This window comes from Cryobacterium sp. Hh7 (genome assembly GCF_004403155.1).
Lineage (GTDB): Bacteria > Actinomycetota > Actinomycetes > Actinomycetales > Microbacteriaceae > Cryobacterium > Cryobacterium levicorallinum.
In genome coordinates this window covers 1-20,006 of record NZ_SOHG01000016.1, presented here as the reverse complement: position 1 = coordinate 20,006, position 20,006 = coordinate 1, and the positions used below count along the sequence as shown (strand labels likewise).

Below are 20,006 nucleotides of genomic sequence, written 5' to 3'. Positions count from 1 at the left end.
CGGGTTACAGCAGACCGATGTCTTTCAGCGTGACCTTCACCGTCGCGATGTCTTCAGTGAGGAAATCGGCGAACTCATCGCCGATCATGAAGGCATCCGCCCAGTTGTTATCGGTGAGGGTGGTCTGCCAGGTGTCGGTGGCGTGCAGGTCTTCCATCAGCGTGGTGAGGATCTTCGCCTGTGCGGCATCGATGGATCCGGGGGCGACCACGCCGCGCCAGTTCGTCAGCACAACGTCGATTCCCTGATCGGTCAGTGTTTCGGTGTCGGGAAGCTGCGGGGCAGCATCCGATCCCGACACGGCCAGAGCCCGCAACTTGCCGGCCTTGACCTGCTCGGCATACTCGCCGACGCCGGAGATGCCGGCGTTGACCTTGTTGCCGAGCAGCGCCGCCAGGGACTCTCCACCGCCCGAGTAGGGAATGTAGTTGAGCTTGTCAGCGCCGATACCCTGTTCCTTGAGCATCATGCCGGCCAGGATGTGGTCGGCGCCGCCGGCCGATCCGCCCGTGATCGAGACAGCCTGGCCGGTCTCGCCGATGTCGTCGAGCAGATCGCCAATGGTGTCGTACGGGGAATCCGCCGGAACGACCACGACGAGCGGTTCGTCGGTGAGGCGGGCGATCGGGGTGGTGTCTTCGATGCGGTTGGCCGCGCTGTTCGTTTCGACGGCACCGACCATGACATAGCCCATCACCATGAGGGTGTTGATGTCCTTCTCGGTCTTCATGGCGGCGAGCCCGTTGGTGCCGCCGGCGCCGCCGACGTTGACGACGGAGGCGCTCGTCACGAGGTCGTTGGCCTGCAGGTCCTTTTCGATGGCCCGACCGGTCTGGTCCCAGCCGCCGCCCGGGTCGGCTGGGACGATGATGTTGAGCTTGTCGATGCCGGCTGCAGCCTCATCGCTGCCGCCGCTGGTCGCTGCCGGGGTGCTGCACCCGGCGAGTAGCAGAACGGATGCTGCCGCCGTCACGATCAAACCGGTTCGACGCGTCATTGAGCCTTGTTTCATGCTGTCTTCCTCTATTCACTTCACTGTGATGCGTATGGCTACGCTGTGCCCCAGCGTATGGAGCCCCGTCGGCCCGCGGAAGAATTCGGTCATAGTGCGCATATTGGTCATTACGGACAGCGCCCGTCGGACTGCACGCCTGGCCAGATGGGAGAATGGGAAAATGATTCAGTCGATGTCGCTGAGAACACAGTTGTTCTTCCTGCAACTCTTTATTGTTCTCATCGTCGTCCTCGTTGCCGGGTCGGTCGCCATCCGCTTGCAGGAGCAGCAGATTCGTGATGCCTATCAAGCCCGCATGGTGGGAGTCGCGCAGTCGGTGGCCGAGCTGCCCGCGATCGTGGATGCCTTTGACGACAGTGATCCCAGCGCCACCATTCAGCCCATTGCCGAGCTGATCTCCGAGGCCGCCAATGTGACCTACGTCGTCGTTACCGACGACACCGGCGTGCGCTATTCGCATCCAAACCCGGCCATGATCGGCCGCGTAACCTCGACCGATCCGTCGATTGCGCTGTCTGGTGCAACCTATGTCGGCACGCAGACCGGTACGCTCGGGGAAACCTGGCGGGTCAAACTACCCATCTACGACGAGTCCGGAGTCATCATCGGCATGGCCTCGGTGGGAATTCTGGAGCAGACGCTGCGCGCCGACCTGTACAAGGTACTGCCCGAACTGGTGATCTGGCTCGTCGGGGCTGCCCTGGTGGGAACAGCCGGGGCCACGATGATCTCTCGGATGGTGTGGCGCCGGATCCACCGGCTGGAGCCCGAAGAGATCGCCTCCCTGCTGGAGACCCGCGAGGCGATGCTGCACGGTATCGGCGAGGGCCTCGTCGCGGTGGATGCCGCCGGTTCCGTCGCGCTGGTCAACGACGAGGCTCGCAGACTTCTCGGCGCGGACGATGACTCGGTGGGGCGTCCGGCGACGGACGTGGTCGGTGCGGAACTGGCCAGGATGCTGGCCGAGAGCGGGGAGAGCGATGAGACCGTGCTCGTTGGTGAACGCGTTCTGCTGGCGCGGTCCAACGATGCCGCCGTCGACGGTCGACTGGTCGGCCGGGTATTGATTCTGCGGGACCGGACCGAGCTGCACCAGCTTCTGCAAGACCTGGATGGCGCCAGGGATGTGACGCAGGCTTTGCGCGCCCAGGCCCACGAATTCGCCAACAAGATGCATGTCATTTCGGGGCTCATCGAACTGGGGCGCACCGAACAGGTGGTGGATTTCATCACTCGCGCCGGGCACGGTGGTTCCGTGCTCTCCCGTGCGCTCTCCCCTGGCATCACCGACCCGGACGTGGCGAGTCTGCTCATGGCCAAGAGCACCATCGCAGCGGAGAAGGGCATCAATCTGGTAATCGACGAAAATTCTACTCTGGCACCCGATGGGACGACGGATCCGGTCACTGTACTCGGCAATCTCATCGACAATGCGATGGAGGCGATCGGTGCCGACGGCACCATCCACGTTCGCCTCAGTGAAGACAGGACCGGTGCCACCATCGTCGTTTCCGATGACGGCCCCGGAATCAAGGAGAAGGACCGCGTGCGAATATTTGAAGCAGGCCAGTCCACCCGGGACGCCAGCCGCCCCGGAGCACGCGGTTTCGGCTTGGCGCTCGTGCAGCGCGTAGCCGTGCGCCGCACCGGATTCGTCACCTCCAAGCCGTCGCAGCACGGCGGAGCAACCTTCACCGTGCTCCTGGCCGCCGTACCATCTTCGCCCAACCCCATTGGAACCGCCTCATGACACTCATTCGCACGGATCCCGTTTGCACGGCTCTCATCCGCACGGTCGTCATCGACGATGACCGTGCAGTCGCGGGAATTCACACCGGTTTTCTGCTCGCTCACGGTGGGTTCGAGATCGTCGGCGTCGCCTATACCGGCACCGACGGCCTCGATCTGATCACGAGGCTGAAGCCAGACCTGGTGCTGTTGGACATCCATCTGCCCGGTATGTCCGGCATCGAGGTGCTGCGGGCCGCGCGCAATCTTCCCGGCGACCCGGTCGATATCATTGCCATCACCGCTGCCAGGGAGCTCGATACCGTGCGGGCGGCGATGGCCGGTGGGGTCATGCATTACCTGGTCAAACCGTTCACCTCGACCGTGCTGCTGGAGCGACTCGACCAGTACGTTCAACATCGGCTGGACCTGCACGAACACGCCGCCGTAACAGCATCGATGCTCGACCAGGCCCGAATAGACCGGATGCTGCAACCCGGCACGGTCGCGCCGCCCGCCAGTGCCCCTGGGCCCACCGGGTTGGCGCTGTCCAAGGGGCTGTCCGAGGTGACGCTCGACGCCGTCGTGGCCACGCTCAAGCGCGCCACCGTGGGCATCTCGGCCAGCGACGTAGCCCAAAACCTGGGTCTGGCTCGGGTGAGCGCCCGCAGATATCTTGAATTCCTGGTCGCCGCCGAACGTGCCGGCATCACCCAAAAATATGGTCACGCCGGGCGTCCGGAGAAGCTCTATCACTGGACCGCGGGGTAAATGAAGTGGAATGGGCCGGCTAGTACGCCGGGTTCTGTCCAGGTGCTTGCACACCGTCGACGGCCATCTATCTCGTGACTACGTTGCCGCAGCCCTCTAGCGGTCTACCCGAAAGCTCGGCGAGCCGCCTCAACGCTTTCTGTCTGACCTTGCTCCGGACGAGGTTTACCGAGCCGACCAGGTCACCCTGGCCTCTGGTGGTCTCTTACACCACCGTTTCACCCTTACCCCCAGCTCGCGCTGGTGGCGGTCTACTTTCTGTGGCACTGTCTCGCGGGTTACCCCGGGTGGGTGTTACCCACCATCCTGCTCTATGGAGCCCGGACGTTCCTCGGCATCCGCTTGACCCGAAGATCTCCCGAATGACGCGACCGTCTTGCCGACCCATTCCGACTACAAAGCCTACCGGGCGAGCAGGCGACGTGCGAACCGGCGCTAGATTCCGGACTCTTCGGTGCGCACCAGCACGGCGCCACAGTCGGGGCAGAAGATGACCTCGTCCGCCGGAGCCTGACGGGCATCAGCGAGGTCGCTCCCGGTCAGGGTCATCGTGCATCCGCTGCAGGTGCGGGCACGCAGCAGCGCCGCGGCGTTGCCGTGTCCGCTGATGCGCAGGCGCTCGTACAGGGCAGCGAGGTCATCGGGAATGGTAGCCGCGATCGTCGCGCGATCACGGGTCAACTCGCCGAGCTGACGGTTGAGGTCGACCAGCGACTCATCCCGAACGGCTTCCGTCGCGGCGACCCGCTCGGCGATGGCGTCGCGTTCCTGCTCCACCACAGCGACGGCCGCCTCGTGCTCTTCCTGGCGCTCAAGCACGGCAATCTCAATCTCCTCGAGATCGAACAGGCGCTTCTTGAGTGAGGCCACCTCGGAGTCCAGGGCCTGGATGTCCTTGATCGATGAGGTGTGCTGCAGGCGGTCGGTATCGCGGGCAATGCGCTTCTCGACGACCTCAACGTCGCTCTCGATGCGTCCCAATTCGGTGCGCACGTCGTCGAGCTCGCCGGACCGGCCGAGCAGCTTCATACGGCTGGCCTCAGCCTCCCGGTTGAGCGCGGAAAGCTCGGTGTGCGCCGCGAGTGATTTTGACTGGTGGCTGAGCTGAAGAACCTTGATGTCGAGGGCCTGAAGCCGCAGAAGTTCTTTCTGCTGGAGTGGTGATGCCTTCACGATGTCCTGACCTAACGCTGGAATTGAGTTGTACTGACGAAAGAAAAAAGAATTAGTGCACGACGGAAAAATCCCACGGGTCGGTGTTCAACTCACTCACCGTGACCGACACCCCCGGCAGGCTCGCCCGCAACTGCACGGCCGCCGGCTCCAGCCAGAGCCATTCGCTGGCCCAGTGTGCGACGTCGATGAGGGCGGGTCCGCCGACGCAGAGCGCCTGCTCGCGCGCCTCCTGCGCCGGGTGATGGCGCAGATCGGAGGTTATGTAGACATCCGCTGCCAGCACCTGCGGATTGCGAAGCAGGGAATCACCGGCACCGCCACAGAGAGCAACCGTCGTGATCGGGGCTGCATAGTCGCCGGCGACGCGAACCCCGGAAGCCGTGGCCGGCAACAGGGCCAGCACTGTGTGTGCCAGGTGTCCGAGCGTGGTCGGTTTCGGCAGACGACCAACCCGTCCGATGCCGGTGCCCGGCACAGCGCCACTCGTAATGGGCAGTGCGTCGATCAGCCCCAGCCGACTGGCGATCACGTCGGACACGCCGCCAGCAACCACGTCTGCGTTGGTGTGGGCGGCCAACAGGGCACAGTCGGCGCGAATCAGCCGCCTGAGCAGTGCGCCCTTGTAGGTGTCCTCGGCGATGCTCGTAACACCGCGCAGCAGCAACGGATGATGCGTCAGCAACAGGTCGGCGCCGGCCGCAATAGCCTCGTCGACCGTGTCGGCGACGGTATCGACGGCCAAGTGGATGCTGCGAATCGGTCCGTTCGGATCGCCACTGACCAGCCCCGGCGCATCCCACGCTTCGGCACCGCCCGGGGGCCAGAGGGTATGAGCGACGCGGGTAACGTCGGCGAGCGAGAATGGCACCCGTTCAGCCTACCGGGCGACCGGTGCCAAGGTTTCGCGGACACGACGCAACCCGATGCGTCGGGTCCGCGAAAAGATAGGTCAGTAGTCGAACTCGTCGAACTGCGCGGCAGCCGACTCCTCTCGGGTCCACGCCGCCGGAATCATGGCTCCGGTTTGGGCCTTGCGGTGCAGAAAGTCCGTGGTTTCCGGTTCGACCAGTTCTGGCGACAGACTGTCCGCGGTGACGCTGACCAGCTGACTCGCGGAACCGATCAAAAACTGAGCACGAAGGAGAATACCGCCGTCGCCCATGACTGGTATATCAACGACGTCGACTTGTCGACGGTTACACAGTGCCTCGGCATACAGCAAGACCGCATCAGCCAGATCGCTGCCGGTAATCACTGACCCACCGGGGTGAAATATACGTTTCATGATCTCCCTCGCAAGCTCACGTTCAGTGCGTGTGCTGCCAGGGTCCGGGGCGGCGAATATCAGTATATGCCCGCCCAGCTTAAACGGGAGGTAAGTCTCGGCTAGTTCGCAACTAGTCGCGGTTTACGCTGCAACGCTAGAGGATCAGTACGCGATTGACGATGCGCTCGGCCACATCGGCCAGCGGAAGACCGTTATGACGGGAATACTCGCGAATCTTGTCGAAGGCATCGCCCATGTGCACCCCGTGGGTGTACGCCACGACGCCCTTGGCCTGTTCGATCAACACTCGACTGCTCAGCGCGTGCTGAAGTTGCTGGCGCACGATGTCGCTTTCGCGAATTGCGCGCTCCTGCAGGATGCCGATGGTCGCGACATCCGCGAGTGCCTGCACCGTGTTGGTGTCGGCCGTACTCAGCCCGCCGGTGCGATCCCAGAACAGATTGAGTGAGCCGATGGTCGTTGCCCGCAGGCGCAGCGGTACGGCGTGCATCGAGGCGAAGCCCTGGGCGAGTGCCCCCTGGCGAAACTTGGGCCATTTATCGCCCGTGCTGTCGATGTCGGGAACGGCGACGGCCAGCCCGGAGGTGAAGCTCTCGACGCACGGGCCGCTCCCGGCTCGCAGCTGCAGAATTTCGACCAGGCGGCTGCGTTCGTTGGTCGACGCCACGACTTCCAGCTCGCCGTCACCGGCCGACAGGATGATGCCCGCCGCCGAAGCCTCCAGCAGGGCGGCGCATTTCTCAACCAGGGTGTGCAAGAGGTCGACGACATCGTAGTCGGCGACGAGTGTGTCGGCCAGGGTAACGAAGGTCTCAAGGAGTTGACCCTCCCGGGTTTTTGTCACCATATTTCCATTCTAAGACTCGGGAATCGACGAGAAATCCAATCGTCGTGTCACTACATCTGCGGCGACTTCCCGAACAGTTCGTCCATGAGCAAAAGCATGTCCATGAATTATTAGAAGCGCGTCGGCCGCGGAAAGATTGAGCTGGGCCAGAACCATTCCGGTCGCTTGATGAACGACACGCCGCGAATATCCTTCATTATCTTCCAGATTCGTTTTCAATGTTTGCGCGGTGAGGGATCGACGTAAGACCTGGAGCGCGGCGATCTGTGCGAGCACTTCCGCGTCCAGAATCTGCGCGGGTGTGAGGCCGCCGGAGCGGGTCGAAAACAGCGAGACAGCTCCGATATCGACCGACCCCATGATGAGTGGAAAGGCGTAGACGGCGTGCACTTCGGTGTTCCGTGCGGCTTTCATCAGCGCCGGCCAGGTCGCGCCCGACGACGTCGCAAAGTTGTCGACGAGTACGGGCCGTCTGGTGGCCAGCGCCACCCAGGCAGGCCCCTCACCCAGGTCGAATTGCAGCTCGTCGAAGTGGGCCGCCATGGCATTGCTCGCGCTCACGGTCTCGGACCCAAACGGGGCCCCGAGCGTGCACACCGCTGCGGCATTGACCGGCAGCACCTGTATGAAAGGGGCACAGATACTGGTGCGGCTTTCGTGAGCGAGTGACAGCTGTTCGACCGCGGCCCCGAATGCCAGCCGATCAGGCACAACACACCAGCCCAACCCAGAAGCCCTGCGTCGTGCGTGTCATTCGACCTCACGATCACAAGTTCTGGAAGAATTCTCTGTGGGCTCTACCGGGCTCGAACCGATAACATCCACGGTGTAAAAGGTCCGGTCGCAACCAAATTCAATAAAAAATCCGCAAGAACACGGGCTTTCACTGACTGCGCATTTGCGGTCACTCGCCCGAAAATCCGGGATTGTGGCGAATCCTGCTGCTGGAACACCAACGCCTCGCCAGCTCAAAACACCCAGCAGATTTGTTCTGCCTGTACGCAACACTAGCCGAGCATGACGAGCTTGGCGGCACCGAACACCGGCGGTGCCGCTGGTCGTGACCCGGGGCTCCCGCGGACCGAGGGCAGCAGGCCCACATGAGGCCACGGAATGCACGCGTGCAGAGGACCTTCTCCCCGCGGGTTCTGGTCGCGCTCTCGGCCATCCTGCTGTCCGCGTGAACCACGCTTGCGATAAACAAGCGTCCGGCAGAAATTCGGATCGAAATCCACCGCGAGGGGCAGGCCATGGCGACGCATGCGCACCGTATCGCCATGGCGGCCACACCCTGGTCGATTTGTACTTCCTTGCCAAAGTGTGTAAGGGCGGACTACGGTTCGAACGTTCGATTCAAAATTCCGCACCGAAGGAGTGTCATGGTCAAATCACCTGCCATTCGCGCTGGACTGACGCTGGTGTCCGTCGCAGCGTTGATCCTCGCCACAACATCCGTCGCATCGGCCCGACCCGGGGACGACGGCTCGATATCGACCGCCGACGGCGCTCGCGACGCCCACCAGCACGGCGGAACGGTCGGTCATCTGCCGGCAACACAGTCCAATGTCACCGTAGTCTCCAAACTGAAGATGAAGAACGCGGTGCCTGAAAAGATCGCCGACGTGGGCGTCTTCAAGGATTATGCCTACCTTGCTGCGTGGGGCGTCGTATCGTGCACCTACAACGGGGTGCACGTCGTGGATATCAAGGACCCCGCGAAGCCGAAGGAGGTCGCGTTTATCCAGTCCAAGGAGGGCAGCTACCCGGGCGAGGGTGTCCAGGCCCTGCAACTCGATACGCCAGCCTTTACCGGCGACGTGCTCGTCACCAACAACGAGAAGTGCAAGGACAAAGCAGGTTTCGGCGGCATGAATCTCTATGACGTGACGAATCCCGAGCACCCCACACCACTCGCCGTGGGCGTTGGCGATTCAACAGCCGATGGTCAGGGCAAGAAGACCGCCAACCAGACCCACAGCGTCTTCGCCTGGGATGCCGGCGACAAGGCGTACGCGGTCATCGTTGACAACGACGAGGGCACCGATGTCGACATTATGGACATCACCAACCCGAAGAAGCCGTTCCTGACCGCCGAATACGATCTGGACAAGACCTTTCCGCAGATCCTCCAGAACGCACCGGCGAACCTGACCGACGTGTTTCTGCATGACCTCGTCGTCAAGCAGATCGACGGAAAACAGGTGATGCTGTTGTCGTACTGGGACGCCGGATACGTCACGGTCGACATGACCGACGTGCACAACCCGAGCTATATCGGCGATACGGACTTCACCAACCCCGACCCGCAGCTTCAGGAGTCGGCAGGCCTGATCGAGAAGCCCGAAGGCAACGGCCACCAGGGTGAGTTCACCCTGGACAACAGGTTCATAATCGGTGCCGACGAGGACTTCGCGCCCAACGGCGCGGAGGGCACCACGGATGATGCCGCGACGCCGTTTCAGATCTCGCAGGGCAGCGACACCCCGCAGCTGCAAGGCGGCGAGTCACTGACCGGTGATGCCGTCTACGCGGGACAGGCATGTTCCGGTGATCCGATTGTGCTACCGGCACCGGTCACCGCAAGCGGCAGCCAGATCGCGATCGTCACCCGCGGCCTGTGCGCGTTCACCGAGAAGGTGGCGAACGTTGAAGCGGCCGGCGGCTATGACGGAATCGTCATTATCAACCGCGAGGGTTCCGACGGATGCGGCGCGTTCGGGATGAGCGTTGCCGGCACCATCTCGACCTCTTCGGTCGACCGTCAAACCGGATTCGGTTTCTTCGACCTCGAGGCCTCGTACGATAACGCGGCCTGCCTCGCCGGTGCTGCCAGCGTGATTCCCGGCCTGAGTCTGGGCGCCGTCGGAGACCTCGTTTCCGTGCGCGCGTTCTTCGACGGTTGGGGTTATGTGCACCTCTTTGACAACTCGACGGGAAAAATGTCCGAGCTGGACACCTATGCAATTCCCGAAGCCATGGACCCGGCCTACGCTGCGGGCTTCGGCGACCTCTCGGTTCACGAGGTGGCCACGTCCAAGCAGCGGGCCGACCTGGCGTACTTCTCGTATTACGCGGGAGGTTTTCGAGTGACCAAAATCATCGACGACAAACTCGTCGAGACGGGTCGCTTCATTGACGAGGGCGGCAACAACTTCTGGGGTGTGGACGTGTTCGAGAACAACGGCGTCGAATACGTTGCCGCCAGCGACCGTGATTTCGGGCTGTACATCTTCCGATACACGGGAAACTGAGCCGACAGCCTGATCTGAATTACCCACACGAAATCGCTCCTGAGACACCCTCAGGAGCGATTTCGTTTGTCCCGGTGCGCCGTGGGAGGCGCCGGGCCATCTCGACCCGCCGGTTCAGCGGGGCAGCACCCGGGCACCGTCGATGTGACGGGGAATCGTGTCGTGGTGCTGAGCCCATGACGCCCGAACCCCCGTCGAGAAGCCGTTGAAGACCAGACGACCCACGGTTGGTGCGAGCGTATCGCTGATCTGACGCACGAGTTCGGGCTCGTTGCTGCTGTGGTTCTCGGTGGCGGTCAGCGAGGCTCCGCCGTCCCACAAAACTTGGATCATCGCCAATGGCCACAATCTGAATGCCAAGTCGGACTACAACAAGCTGAGCGTCGCGAAGACTGCGCATTACGCAGATAATTTCTCTGATCAGGCATTAATACTGTGGGCCCTACCGGGCTCGAACCGATGACATCCACGGTGTAAACGTGGCGCTCTACCAACTGAGCTAAAGGCCCCGACGACGACTCAAGGTCACCGGGTCTGTTCAGTATAGGTCAGAGGGCGGGTACGAGCTGTCCAAGGGCTGCCCGGTAGGCGTCGATCGGACGAGCTTCGCCCGGTGCTGTGATGAAACTCGCCCGAATGATGCCGCTCGGATCGATCAAAAACGTCGCGCGGTTAGCGAAGCCCTTGTCCTCGAGAAAGACGCCGTATTCTTTCGCAACGGCGCCGTGCGGCCAGAAATCGGCCACGAGGTCGAAGGTGTATTTTTCCTGCTCACCGAAGGCCCGCAGTGCATGACGGGAATCGACCGAAATTCCGATGAGCTCGACTCCGCCGTCTTCAAACAGGGCCAGGTTGTCACGCAGTTCACACAGTTCGCCACTGCAGATGCCGGAGAACGCCAGCGGGAAGAATACCAGAGCGACGGATTTGATCCCCCGATACTGGCTCAACTGAACCGTTTCACCAAACTGATTGATGAGCTTGAAATCGGGGGCCTGGGTGTCATTTTCGAGAGCGATGGGAGCTTCTTTCCTCGGTGCCGGGCGCATGGATTGGCCGGTGACACACTCTAGCTCTGCAATATGTCCGGTGTCACAGCGGACACGCCTTTTGGTTCAGCCACGCCCGCGCACGGACAAGTTGCGAAATCTGTAGGCTTACGTGGTGCCGCCGGTTGCAATCCAACCTGATCTGTTACGGCACCTGCCACCGTTGTGTTCAAGCCGCGGGGCATCATCGCTGCATATACCCCAGGCTGCATCAATCACAGAGGAGAGGTCGACTATGACGGTCAACGACCAGGACCCGTATTCGACGAACAACGCCGACTCAGATCCGGAGGAGACTGCTGAGTGGTCGCAATCCCTCGATTCGCTCGTTGCCGAACACGGCCACGAACGCGGGCGCGAGATCATGCTGAGCCTGTTGAAGCGCTCGAAGGAGCTGCACCTCGGCGTGCCGATGGTTCCGACGACGGACTACATCAACACCATTGCCACGGAGAACGAACCCGATTTTCCCGGCGATGAAGACATCGAGCGCCGCTACCGTGCCTGGATCCGCTGGAATGCTGCCGTTCTGGTGCACCGGGCCCAGCGCCCCGGCATCGCCGTCGGCGGGCACATCGCGACGTACGCGTCATCCGCTGCCCTCTACGAGGTCGGTTTCAACCACTTCTTCCGCGGCCAGGACCACCCGGGCGGCGGCGACCAGATCTTCATCCAGGGCCACGCCTCCCCCGGTACTTACGCGCGTGCCTTCCTAGAGGGCCGCCTGACCGAGAACCAACTCGACGGTTTCCGCCAGGAAAAGTCGCATGCCCCCGACGGCATCTCTTCGTACCCTCACCCGCGTTTGATGCCGGAATTCTGGCAGTTCCCCACCGTGTCGATGGGCCTCGGCCCGATCAACGCGATCTACCAGGCGCAGCTGAACCGCTACCTGACCAACCGCGGCATCAAGGATGCGAGCGACCAGCAGGTCTGGGCGTTCCTCGGCGACGGCGAAATGGACGAGGTCGAAAGCCGCGGCCAGCTGCAGGTCGCCGCCAACGAGGGCCTCGACAACCTCAATTTCGTGATCAACTGCAACCTGCAGCGACTCGATGGCCCGGTGCGCGGTAACGGCAAGATCATCCAGGAGCTGGAAAGCTTCTTCCGCGGTGCCGGCTGGAACGTCATCAAGGTCGTTTGGGGTCGCGAGTGGGACAACCTGCTCAAGAACGACGTCGACGGCGCCCTGATTAACCTGATGAACGTCACGCCCGACGGCGACTACCAGACCTACAAGGCCGAGAGCGGCGCCTACGTGCGTGAGAACTTCTTCGGTCGCGATCCGCGTGCGCTCAAGCTCGTCGAACACTTGAGCGACGACGAGGTCTGGAACCTCAAGCGCGGCGGCCACGATTACCGCAAGGTGTACGCCGCGTTCAAGGCAGCGTCCGAGCACCAGGGCCAGCCCACCGTCATCCTGGCGAAGACGATTAAGGGCTACGGCCTCGGTCCGAGCTTCGAGGGCCGCAACGCGACCCACCAGATGAAGAAGATGACCCTCGACAACCTCAAGTCGTTCCGAGACAGCATGCACGTGCCGATCACGGATGCCCAGCTCGAGGAAAACCCGTACCTTCCGCCGTACTACACCCCCGGCGACCAGGATGAGGCGATCCAGTACATGCACGAGCGTCGTCGTGCGCTCGGTGGTTATCTGCCCGAACGTCGCACCAAGCACGCCAAGCTGAACCTTCCCGGCGACGACACCTACAAGGTCGCCAAGAAGGGTTCAGGCACCCAGGAGATCGCTACGACGATGTCGTTCGTGCGGCTCCTCAAGGAGCTCGTGCGGGCCAAGGACTTTGGCAATCGCATCGTGCCGATCATCCCCGACGAAGCACGTACCTTTGGTATCGACGCGTTCTTCCCGACCGCGAAGATCTACAACCCCAACGGCCAGCACTACACGTCCGTTGACCACGCCCAGCTGCTGTCTTACAAGGAGAGCCCGCAGGGCCAGATCCTGCACGTGGGCATCAACGAGGCTGGCGCCGCCGCGGCATTCACCAACGTCGGCACGTCGTATTCCACCCAGGGTGAACCGCTCATTCCGGTGTACGTCTTCTACTCCATGTTCGGATTCCAGCGCACGGGCGACGCCCTGTGGGCAGCCGGCGATATGATGACCCGCGGGTTCATCATTGGCGCTACGGCCGGGCGCACGACGTTGACCGGAGAAGGCCTGCAGCACGCCGACGGCCACTCTCCCCTTCTCGCGTCGACCAACCCGGCCGTCGTCTCGTATGACCCCGCCTATGGGTACGAGATCGGCCACATCGTGCGCGCCGGCCTCGAGCGCATGTACGGCGGCGCCCACACCGACCCGAACGTCATGTACTACATCACCGTCTACAACGAGCCGGCCGTGCAGCCGGTCGAGCCCGAAAATGTCGACGTTGACGGCATATTGCGCGGTATCCACCGGGTGAGCGCGTCAACGGTCAGCGGACCGAAGGCCCAGTTGCTGGCCTCGGGTGTTGCCGTTCCGTGGGCGCTGGAAGCTGCGAAGCTTCTCGCCGACGACTGGGGCGTTTCGGCCGATGTCTGGTCCGTCACGTCGTGGACGGAACTGCGTCGCGATGGCCTGGCCGCCGAGGAGCACAACTTTCTCAATCCCGACGACGAACCACGCATTCCGTATGTCACCTCGAAGCTCGAGGGAGCTGCCGGCCCGTTCGTGGCCGTGTCGGACTTCATGCACGCCGTTCCCGACCAGATTCGCCAGTTCGTGCCGAGCGACTTCGCCACCCTCGGCGCCGACAGCTTCGGCTTCTCGGACACCCGCCCGGCAGCGCGTCGATTCTTCAAGATCGACGGCCCGTCGATGGTGGTGCGCACTCTCGAGCTGCTCGCCCGCCGCGGCGAGGTCGACCGGAGCCTGGCCGGCCAGGCCATCGCCAAGTATCGCCTGCACGACGTGAGCGCGGGCACCACCGGCTCCGCCGGGGGCGAGAGCTAAAAGCAGTGGCACCGGCGCCCAAGACGAAAGAGCAGACTCTCAACTGGTTGCGCACCATCTCCGGTGAGTTGTCCACGCAGACGCTGAAACGACTCGAAGACACGCTGTCCTGGTATGGCGACATGCCACCAGGGCGGCGGTCCGCTGTCGGCCTGGTCGCCCAGGCCGGAATTACGAGCTTCATTTCGTGGTTCGACGACCCGCGGTCAACCCCGTGGATCGCCGCAGACGTCTTCGGCGCCGCTCCGCGCGAGCTGCTGCGCTCGGTGAGCCTGCAGCAAACGCTGCAGCTCATTCGAGTGACCGTCGAGGTCGTCGAGGAACGCGTCAAGGACGGTGGAGAGTCTCTCCGGGAAGCGATCCTGCTCTACTCACGCGAGATTGCCTTCGGAGCAGCGGATGTCTACGCGCGCGCCGCCGAGGCGCGCGGGCTCTGGGACGCCCGCCTCGAAGCCCTCGTCGTCGATTCCATTCTCAGCGGGGAATACGACGATGAGCTGCCCAGTCGCATCGCGGCCCTCGGCTGGCACGGCCACGGCGAGGTCTGTGTGCTCGTCGGCACCACATCGCAGATGCTCGATGTCGACCAGTTGCGCCGCGCCGCGCGCCACATGGCGGCCGACGTGCTCATCGGTGTGCAGGGCAATCGGTTGGTGCTCGTGATCGGGCGTGCCCGCCCGGCGCCGGTCGACAGTGAGGACGTCGGCACAGCGGCAGCGCTGACCTTCATGGAGATCGCCATGGCGCTCGAGCCCATCTTCGGGCCGGGACATTTGGTGCTCGGGCACGAGGTGCCCAACCTGGTCGACGCGTCCAAGAGTGCCAAAGCGGCGCTGGCCGGTTTTGCCGTTGCTCGGTCGTGGCGGAATGCGCCGCGCCCGGTGCAAGCCGACGACCTGCTGCCCGAGCGCGCCCTGGCTGGCGATCCGCTCGCCCGAGCCACGCTCATCCACCGGATTTACCGCCCGTTGCAGGCGCATTCCACCGAGTTGCTCACGACGCTGTGGTGTTACCTCGACAATGGGCGCTCACTCGAGGCGACCGCCCGGGAACTTTTCGTGCACCCCAACACCGTGCGCTACCGCCTCAAGCGAGTCTCCGAAGTCATCGGCTACGACGCCACCGGAGCCCGCGAGGCGCTCATTCTGCAGTCCGCCCTGATTATCGGCTCGATCAGCGACCACGACGGTTCCACCCGCCGCCGCTGACCGCCACCCGCGTTCACCGGCCAAATGTGCTGCTGCAAACAAAGGTTTCATGAATACTTAGTGTGATCTGCACACTCATTCGCGCTGCCAGATTGGAAGAATAATTAAGTGATCGTTGTCGTCTGCCCGGGTCAGGGCTCCCAAACCCCCGGATTCCTCGAACCCTGGCTGGCTATGCCGGCCTTCAGTGCCGGTCTCCGCCAAATTTCCGAAGACGCTGAACTCGACCTCGTCGCCCACGGCACCATCAGTGACGCCGACACGATCCGCGACACTGCGATCGCCCAGCCGCTGATCGTCGCCGCCGGCATCCTTACCCTCGAGGCCCTGCTCACGGATGGACGCCGCGACCGCATTGCCGGTATCGCCGGACACTCGGTCGGCGAACTCACCGCGGCTGCCGGCGCCGGCATCCTCAGCAACGCCGAGGCGGTGCGCTTTGTCCGGGAACGCGGCCTGGCCATGCAGGCGGCTTCCGCGCTGGTACCCACGGGCATGAGCGCCGTCATCGGGGCCGACGAAACCGAGCTGCTGGCCCGGGTCGCCGAGCTCGGTCTGGAACCGGCCAACTTCAACGGCAGCGGCCAAATCGTCGTCGCCGGCACCCTCGACGCCCTCGCCGCCCTCGCCGAGACTCCCCCGCACCGCGCCAGGGTCATCCCGCTTCAGGTCGCCGGTGCATTCCACACTCGCTATATGCAACCGGCCGTCGAGCGGATGACCGTAGTCGCCGACTCGCTCAGCCCCGCCAATCCGACCCTCCCGATCTGGACCAACCGCGACGGCGACCGGGTGAGTGAGGGCATCCGTTTTGTGAAGCTACTCGTCGGTCAAGTGTCCTCGCCGGTACGGTGGGACAAGTGCATGGAGACTTTCGCTGCGGCGGGAGTCACCGGAATCATCGAGCTCGCACCCGCCGGCGCCCTCGTCGGTCTCGCCAAACGCGGCCTGAAAGGCGTCCCGAGTGTCGCCATCAAGACCCCGGACGACCTGCCCGCCGCCTGGGCCATGATCGACCAGCAGTCCTGAATGTTATGAGAGAGACAATGCCAAAGCCCACACTCCAGCAGTCCCACGGACCGCAGTTCACCCGCATTCTGTCCGTCGGCGCCGCCCGCGGCGAACACCTCGTGCCCAACGACGACCTGGTCGAAGCGATCGATTCGTCTGACGAGTGGATTCAGCAGCGCACCGGCATCATCACGCGTGCTCGGGCCGGCCAGGACATCGATGCCGTCGATCTGGCAACGGATGCCGCCCGCGAGGCCATCGAGAGAAGCGGCATCGACCCAGCCCTCATCGACGCCGTGATCGTCGCGACCATCAGCAACAGCCGCCAGACCCCGTCGATCGCTGCCGTCGTCGCCGATCGGGTCGGCACCAACCCGGCCGCGGCTTACGACATCAACGCGGCCTGCGCCGGTTATGCCTACGCCGTCGCCCAGGCCGACGCGCTGATTCGCACCGGCGCCGCGCACTATGCACTCGTCATCGGTGCCGAGAAGCTCTCCGAACTCGTCGACCCGACCGACCGCAGCATTTCGTTCCTGCTCGGCGACGGTGCCGGCGCTATCGTGATCGGCCCGAGCGACTACCCGGGTATCTCCACCACGGTGTGGGGCTCCGACGGATCCAAAGCAGACGCGATTCACATGAATCACACCCTTCAGGAGTACCGTCGCGGCGAGGCCGACTGGCCAACCCTGCGTCAGCAAGGGCAAACCGTCTTTCGTTGGGCCGTCTGGGACATGGCCAAGGTGGCCAAGAAAGCCCTCGAAGTAGCCGGAATCGAGAGCGCCGACCTTGCCGCCTTCATTCCCCACCAGGCCAACATGCGCATCATCGACGAGTTCGCCAAGCAGCTCAAGCTGCCGGAGTCCGTGGTCATCGCGCGTGATGTCGCTAACACGGGCAACACGTCATCCGCTTCGATTCCGCTCGCCACGCACCGTCTGCTCGAGGAACACCCCGAGCTCAGCGGCGGCCTCGCTCTGCAGATCGGCTTTGGTGCCGGACTCGTGTTCGGTGCGCAAGTCGTTGTGCTGCCCTAACCAACCCACCCCCTAAACTAGGTCTCGGTCAACCGAGACACCCCTCAAGGAGAAAAACATGGCACTGTCCACCGAAGAAGTTCTGACCGGCCTGGCCGAGCTCATCAACGACGAGACCGGAATAGCAACCGACACGGTTGAGCTCGGCAAGTCGTTCACCGATGACCTCGACATCGACTCCATCTCGATGATGACCATTGTCGTCAACGCAGAAGAGAAGTTCGACGTGAAGATCCCCGATGAAGAGGTCAAGAACCTCAAGACCGTCGGCGACGCCGTTGAGTTCATCGTGAAGGCACAGGACTAGGCCCGATCCTGAACCAGGTCGGCCGGAAATCGGCCGACCTGTTCATTGGGCTGGTGGCAGATCGCGCCGGCCCACACGTTTGTCGTTCCATGGAGAGTTGACTTATGACCAAGAAAATCGTTATCACCGGAATCGGTGCCGCTACGCCGCTGGGCGGCACGGCGGTCGACACCTGGACGGCCCTTCTGGCCGGCGAATCGGGCGCTACCACCCTCGAACAAGCCTGGGTCGCCGAAACGGCGATCCCCGTAACTTTTGCCGCACAGGCCCGCGTGAAGACCGCGGACGTGCTGCAGCGCTTTGAGGTCAAACGCCTTGACCCGTCCAGCCAGTTTGCCCTCATCGCCGGGCGCGAAGCCTGGGCGGATGCCGGCGCCCCCGAGGTGGAGCCGGAACGCCTGGCCGTGGACTGGGCCACCGGAATCGGTGGAGTCTGGACCCTGCTCGACGCCTGGGACACCCTGCGCGAACGCGGCCCCCGTCGCGTGCTGCCGATGACCGTGCCGATGCTCATGCCGAACGGCCCGGGAGCGGCCATCGGAATGGACCTGCACGCCCGGGCCGGCATCACCACCGTGGTCTCCGCCTGTGCCTCCAGTACCGAGGCTTTGGTCAACGCCTACAACCGTCTGCAGGCTGGATTAGCCGACATCGTCATCGCCGGTGGCTCTGAGGCCGCGATCCACCCGCTGCCCATCGCATCCTTCGCGGCGATGCACGCCCTGTCGACGCGCAATGACGACCCGGCAACCGCGAGCCGCCCCTACGACGTCACCCGCGACGGATTCGTGCTCGGTGAGGGCGCTGCCGCACTCGTCATCGAAACCGAAGAGCACGCCAAGGCACGTGGCGCACACATCTACGCCGAACTGGTCGGAGGCGTAGTCAACAGCGATGCCTACCACGTGACGGCGCCGGACCCCGAGGGGACCGCAGCCGCCCGCGCGATGGTGTCGACCGTTCAGAACGCCGGCGCCTCGCTCGCCGACGTCTCGCACATCAACGCCCACGCCACCAGCACCCCGGTCGGCGACATTGCCGAATACAACGCCCTCAAGCGGGTGTTCGGAGATCTGCTCGACGGCATCCCGGTCTCGGCCACCAAGGCGTCGACCGGTCACCTGCTCGGTGGCGCCGGCGCCCTCGAGGCGTTCTTCACGGTCAAGGCCCTCGCTGAGCGCACCGCGCCGCCGACGATCAACCTCACGTCGCAGGACCCGGAAATTCCGCTCGACGTCGTCACGACGCCGCGCGCACTGCCAGCCGGAGACCTGCTCGCCCTGAGCAACTCCTTCGGCTTCGGCGGTCACAACGCCGTCGTCGCGTTCCGCTCGGTCTAGTTTTGCGCGAATAGAGAATGACCCCGTCCAGCTGGACGGGGTCATTTCTGTCGGGCGGTTCAGGTGACTTCGTGATCTTGCCGCCGGGTAAAGTCACCGGTCGACAGGCCGCGCCACTACCGGCGAACCGCACGTTGCGCGGCCTAGCGGTTCAACCCACCTGGTGCAGCCAGACCACCGCGTTCAGGTCGCTCGCCTGCCGGAATGGTTCCAACTCGTCGTCCCAGGATTGCCCGAGGGCGAGCCGCAACTCGCGGTGCAGGTCGATTGCATTGGCGCCGGCGCTGTCCATAGCAGAGCGGATGCGGTCCTCCGGCACGACAACGTTGCCCACGCTGTCCGTCTGGGCATGAAAAATGCCCAGACCCGGTGTGTGCAGCCAACGGCCGCCATCCGTTCCCCGCCCGGCATCTTCGGTCACTTCGAAGCGCAGGTGGTCCCAGCCTCTCAGGCTAGAAGCGAGAACAGCGCCGGTACCCGGGGCGCCCTGCCAGTAATATTCAGCCCGCTGGGATCCGGGCAGCGCGGGCTGCTCAGACCAGTCGAAGTTCACCGCCTCGCCGAGCGCACGCCCAGCGGCCCACTCGACGTGCGGACACAAGGCGCGCGGAGAAGAGTGCACGAAAAGCACCCCCCGCGCGATCGGCGCCCGACGGTTCTGTACTGCGTCCATCGCGTTTCTCCGTTCTGTAGGTGCGTCTTCCCCAACGACCTCGGAACGACCGGACTCCCAACCTGAGGCTGTGAGCACGATGGTGGATGTGAAATTGTGCGGCAGTCGCGTTCACCCCAATGGAGATCCCGTGCAGTCGATAGCGCCATTATGCCCCAGGGAGCTGTGGATTGACAAGCGGGCGCGGGCATCACGACCTGATGATCGCGAGTCGCAGATCCGCCTTGGGCCGCGTGGGCGCCTAGGAGTCTGCTGAACAACTTTGGGTGTGGTTTCGCTTTTTTAAGGCGCGCCTGCCGGGGGTTGGCTCGTGGTCGTTAAGACTGGGGTGATGCAGGGT

At 63.6% G+C, this 20,006-nt stretch carries 18 protein-coding genes, 1 tRNA gene and 1 other RNA gene; 9 read left to right on the top strand and 11 right to left on the bottom strand.

Annotation, left to right across the window (positions count from 1 at the left end):
- Positions 1–4: 4 nt before the first annotated feature.
- Entirely contained in the window at positions 5–1,012 is a 1,008-nt protein-coding gene (locus E3T43_RS05130) for a tripartite tricarboxylate transporter substrate binding protein (protein ID WP_134443928.1), read from the bottom strand.
- A 175-nt stretch (positions 1,013–1,187) separates the two neighbouring features.
- Between E3T43_RS05130 and E3T43_RS05125 the strand changes: the two genes are divergently transcribed.
- Both E3T43_RS05125 and E3T43_RS05120 read left to right on the top strand, forming a co-directional pair.
- Complete coding sequence (locus E3T43_RS05125) at positions 1,188–2,765, top strand: sensor histidine kinase (protein WP_241978829.1); 1,578 nt, start codon at positions 1,188–1,190, stop codon at positions 2,763–2,765.
- Positions 2,762–3,514 (top strand): response regulator, encoded by a 753-nt coding sequence (locus E3T43_RS05120; protein ID WP_134471594.1) that lies wholly within the window; start codon positions 2,762–2,764, stop codon positions 3,512–3,514. Before E3T43_RS05125 ends, E3T43_RS05120 begins: the two co-directional genes overlap by 4 nt.
- Before the next feature lie 7 nt (positions 3,515–3,521).
- Here the strand turns inward: E3T43_RS05120 and rnpB are convergent.
- From rnpB to E3T43_RS05090, 6 genes are all read right to left on the bottom strand, one after another.
- Positions 3,522–3,901: RNase P RNA component class A (gene rnpB, locus E3T43_RS05115), an RNA gene on the bottom strand.
- Between the two features lie 48 nt (positions 3,902–3,949).
- A complete protein-coding gene (locus E3T43_RS05110; RefSeq protein WP_134471593.1) occupies positions 3,950–4,687 on the bottom strand; it encodes a zinc ribbon domain-containing protein in 738 nt (245 codons plus the stop codon).
- Positions 4,688–4,739: 52 nt separating this feature from the next.
- Positions 4,740–5,558: a Nif3-like dinuclear metal center hexameric protein gene (locus E3T43_RS05105; protein ID WP_134471592.1), complete on the bottom strand. Its 819-nt coding sequence runs from the start codon at positions 5,556–5,558 to the stop codon at positions 4,740–4,742.
- An 81-nt stretch (positions 5,559–5,639) separates the two neighbouring features.
- The gene (locus tag E3T43_RS05100; RefSeq protein WP_134443923.1) at positions 5,640–5,975 is read right to left on the bottom strand and encodes a hypothetical protein; all 336 of its coding nucleotides are present in this window, start codon (positions 5,973–5,975) and stop codon (positions 5,640–5,642) included.
- A 136-nt stretch (positions 5,976–6,111) separates the two neighbouring features.
- Positions 6,112–6,825, bottom strand: coding sequence for a GAF and ANTAR domain-containing protein (locus tag E3T43_RS05095; RefSeq protein WP_174844325.1), 714 nt, complete (start codon positions 6,823–6,825; stop codon positions 6,112–6,114).
- A gap of 9 nt (positions 6,826–6,834) precedes the next feature.
- Positions 6,835–7,446, bottom strand: a complete 612-nt coding sequence (locus E3T43_RS05090) for a GAF and ANTAR domain-containing protein (RefSeq protein ID WP_370449895.1) — start codon at positions 7,444–7,446, stop codon at positions 6,835–6,837.
- A 758-nt stretch (positions 7,447–8,204) separates the two neighbouring features.
- Between E3T43_RS05090 and E3T43_RS05085 the strand changes: the two genes are divergently transcribed.
- Positions 8,205–10,076: a PA domain-containing protein gene (locus E3T43_RS05085; RefSeq protein WP_134471590.1), complete on the top strand. Its 1,872-nt coding sequence runs from the start codon at positions 8,205–8,207 to the stop codon at positions 10,074–10,076.
- A 114-nt stretch (positions 10,077–10,190) separates the two neighbouring features.
- On the opposite strand, the gene E3T43_RS05080 is transcribed toward E3T43_RS05085, so the two are convergent.
- From E3T43_RS05080 to E3T43_RS05070, 3 genes are all read right to left on the bottom strand, one after another.
- Positions 10,191–10,409, bottom strand: a complete 219-nt coding sequence (locus tag E3T43_RS05080) for a hypothetical protein (RefSeq protein ID WP_134471589.1) — start codon at positions 10,407–10,409, stop codon at positions 10,191–10,193.
- Positions 10,410–10,512: 103 nt separating this feature from the next.
- A tRNA-Val gene (locus E3T43_RS05075) sits at positions 10,513–10,585 on the bottom strand.
- A gap of 39 nt (positions 10,586–10,624) precedes the next feature.
- Complete coding sequence (locus E3T43_RS05070) at positions 10,625–11,095, bottom strand: peroxiredoxin (RefSeq protein WP_092448732.1); 471 nt, start codon at positions 11,093–11,095, stop codon at positions 10,625–10,627.
- Positions 11,096–11,360: 265 nt separating this feature from the next.
- On the opposite strand from E3T43_RS05070, the gene aceE reads away from it, so the two are divergent.
- The 6 genes from aceE to E3T43_RS05040 all read left to right on the top strand — a co-directional run bounded on the left by aceE (position 11,361) and on the right by E3T43_RS05040 (position 18,993).
- Positions 11,361–14,087: a pyruvate dehydrogenase (acetyl-transferring), homodimeric type gene (aceE, locus tag E3T43_RS05065; protein ID WP_134471588.1), complete on the top strand. Its 2,727-nt coding sequence runs from the start codon at positions 11,361–11,363 to the stop codon at positions 14,085–14,087.
- Positions 14,088–14,092: 5 nt separating this feature from the next.
- Positions 14,093–15,295, top strand: a complete 1,203-nt coding sequence (locus E3T43_RS05060) for a CdaR family transcriptional regulator (protein ID WP_241978827.1) — start codon at positions 14,093–14,095, stop codon at positions 15,293–15,295.
- Between the two features lie 108 nt (positions 15,296–15,403).
- On the top strand, positions 15,404–16,324 hold the full coding sequence (locus tag E3T43_RS05055) for an ACP S-malonyltransferase (RefSeq protein WP_134471587.1): 921 nt from the start codon (positions 15,404–15,406) through the stop codon (positions 16,322–16,324).
- 17 nt (positions 16,325–16,341) lie between these two features.
- Entirely contained in the window at positions 16,342–17,346 is a 1,005-nt protein-coding gene (locus tag E3T43_RS05050; protein ID WP_134443917.1) for a beta-ketoacyl-ACP synthase III, read from the top strand.
- 58 nt (positions 17,347–17,404) lie between these two features.
- A complete protein-coding gene (locus E3T43_RS05045; protein WP_092108059.1) occupies positions 17,405–17,653 on the top strand; it encodes an acyl carrier protein in 249 nt (82 codons plus the stop codon).
- Between the two features lie 104 nt (positions 17,654–17,757).
- Positions 17,758–18,993, top strand: a complete 1,236-nt coding sequence (locus tag E3T43_RS05040; RefSeq protein WP_134471586.1) for a beta-ketoacyl synthase — start codon at positions 17,758–17,760, stop codon at positions 18,991–18,993.
- A 151-nt stretch (positions 18,994–19,144) separates the two neighbouring features.
- Here E3T43_RS05040 and E3T43_RS05035 read toward each other — a convergent pair whose 3' ends face one another.
- Complete coding sequence (locus tag E3T43_RS05035) at positions 19,145–19,666, bottom strand: DUF3145 domain-containing protein (RefSeq protein ID WP_134471585.1); 522 nt, start codon at positions 19,664–19,666, stop codon at positions 19,145–19,147.
- Positions 19,667–20,006 lie beyond the last annotated feature (340 nt).

Coding starts and splice junctions, on each gene's coding strand:
- E3T43_RS05130 (WP_134443928.1), bottom strand. CDS start 1,012: ATGAAACAAGGCTCAATGACGCGTCGAACCGGTTTGATCGTGACGGCG.
- E3T43_RS05125 (WP_241978829.1), top strand. CDS start 1,188: ATGTCGCTGAGAACACAGTTGTTCTTCCTGCAACTCTTTATTGTTCTC.
- E3T43_RS05120 (WP_134471594.1), top strand. CDS start 2,762: ATGACACTCATTCGCACGGATCCCGTTTGCACGGCTCTCATCCGCACG.
- E3T43_RS05100 (WP_134443923.1), bottom strand. CDS start 5,975: ATGAAACGTATATTTCACCCCGGTGGGTCAGTGATTACCGGCAGCGAT.
- E3T43_RS05095 (WP_174844325.1), bottom strand. CDS start 6,825: ATGGTGACAAAAACCCGGGAGGGTCAACTCCTTGAGACCTTCGTTACC.
- E3T43_RS05085 (WP_134471590.1), top strand. CDS start 8,205: ATGGTCAAATCACCTGCCATTCGCGCTGGACTGACGCTGGTGTCCGTC.
- E3T43_RS05080 (WP_134471589.1), bottom strand. CDS start 10,409: ATGATCCAAGTTTTGTGGGACGGCGGAGCCTCGCTGACCGCCACCGAG.
- aceE (WP_134471588.1), top strand. CDS start 11,361: ATGACGGTCAACGACCAGGACCCGTATTCGACGAACAACGCCGACTCA.
- E3T43_RS05050 (WP_134443917.1), top strand. CDS start 16,342: ATGCCAAAGCCCACACTCCAGCAGTCCCACGGACCGCAGTTCACCCGC.
- E3T43_RS05045 (WP_092108059.1), top strand. CDS start 17,405: ATGGCACTGTCCACCGAAGAAGTTCTGACCGGCCTGGCCGAGCTCATC.
- E3T43_RS05040 (WP_134471586.1), top strand. CDS start 17,758: ATGACCAAGAAAATCGTTATCACCGGAATCGGTGCCGCTACGCCGCTG.
- E3T43_RS05035 (WP_134471585.1), bottom strand. CDS start 19,666: ATGGACGCAGTACAGAACCGTCGGGCGCCGATCGCGCGGGGGGTGCTT.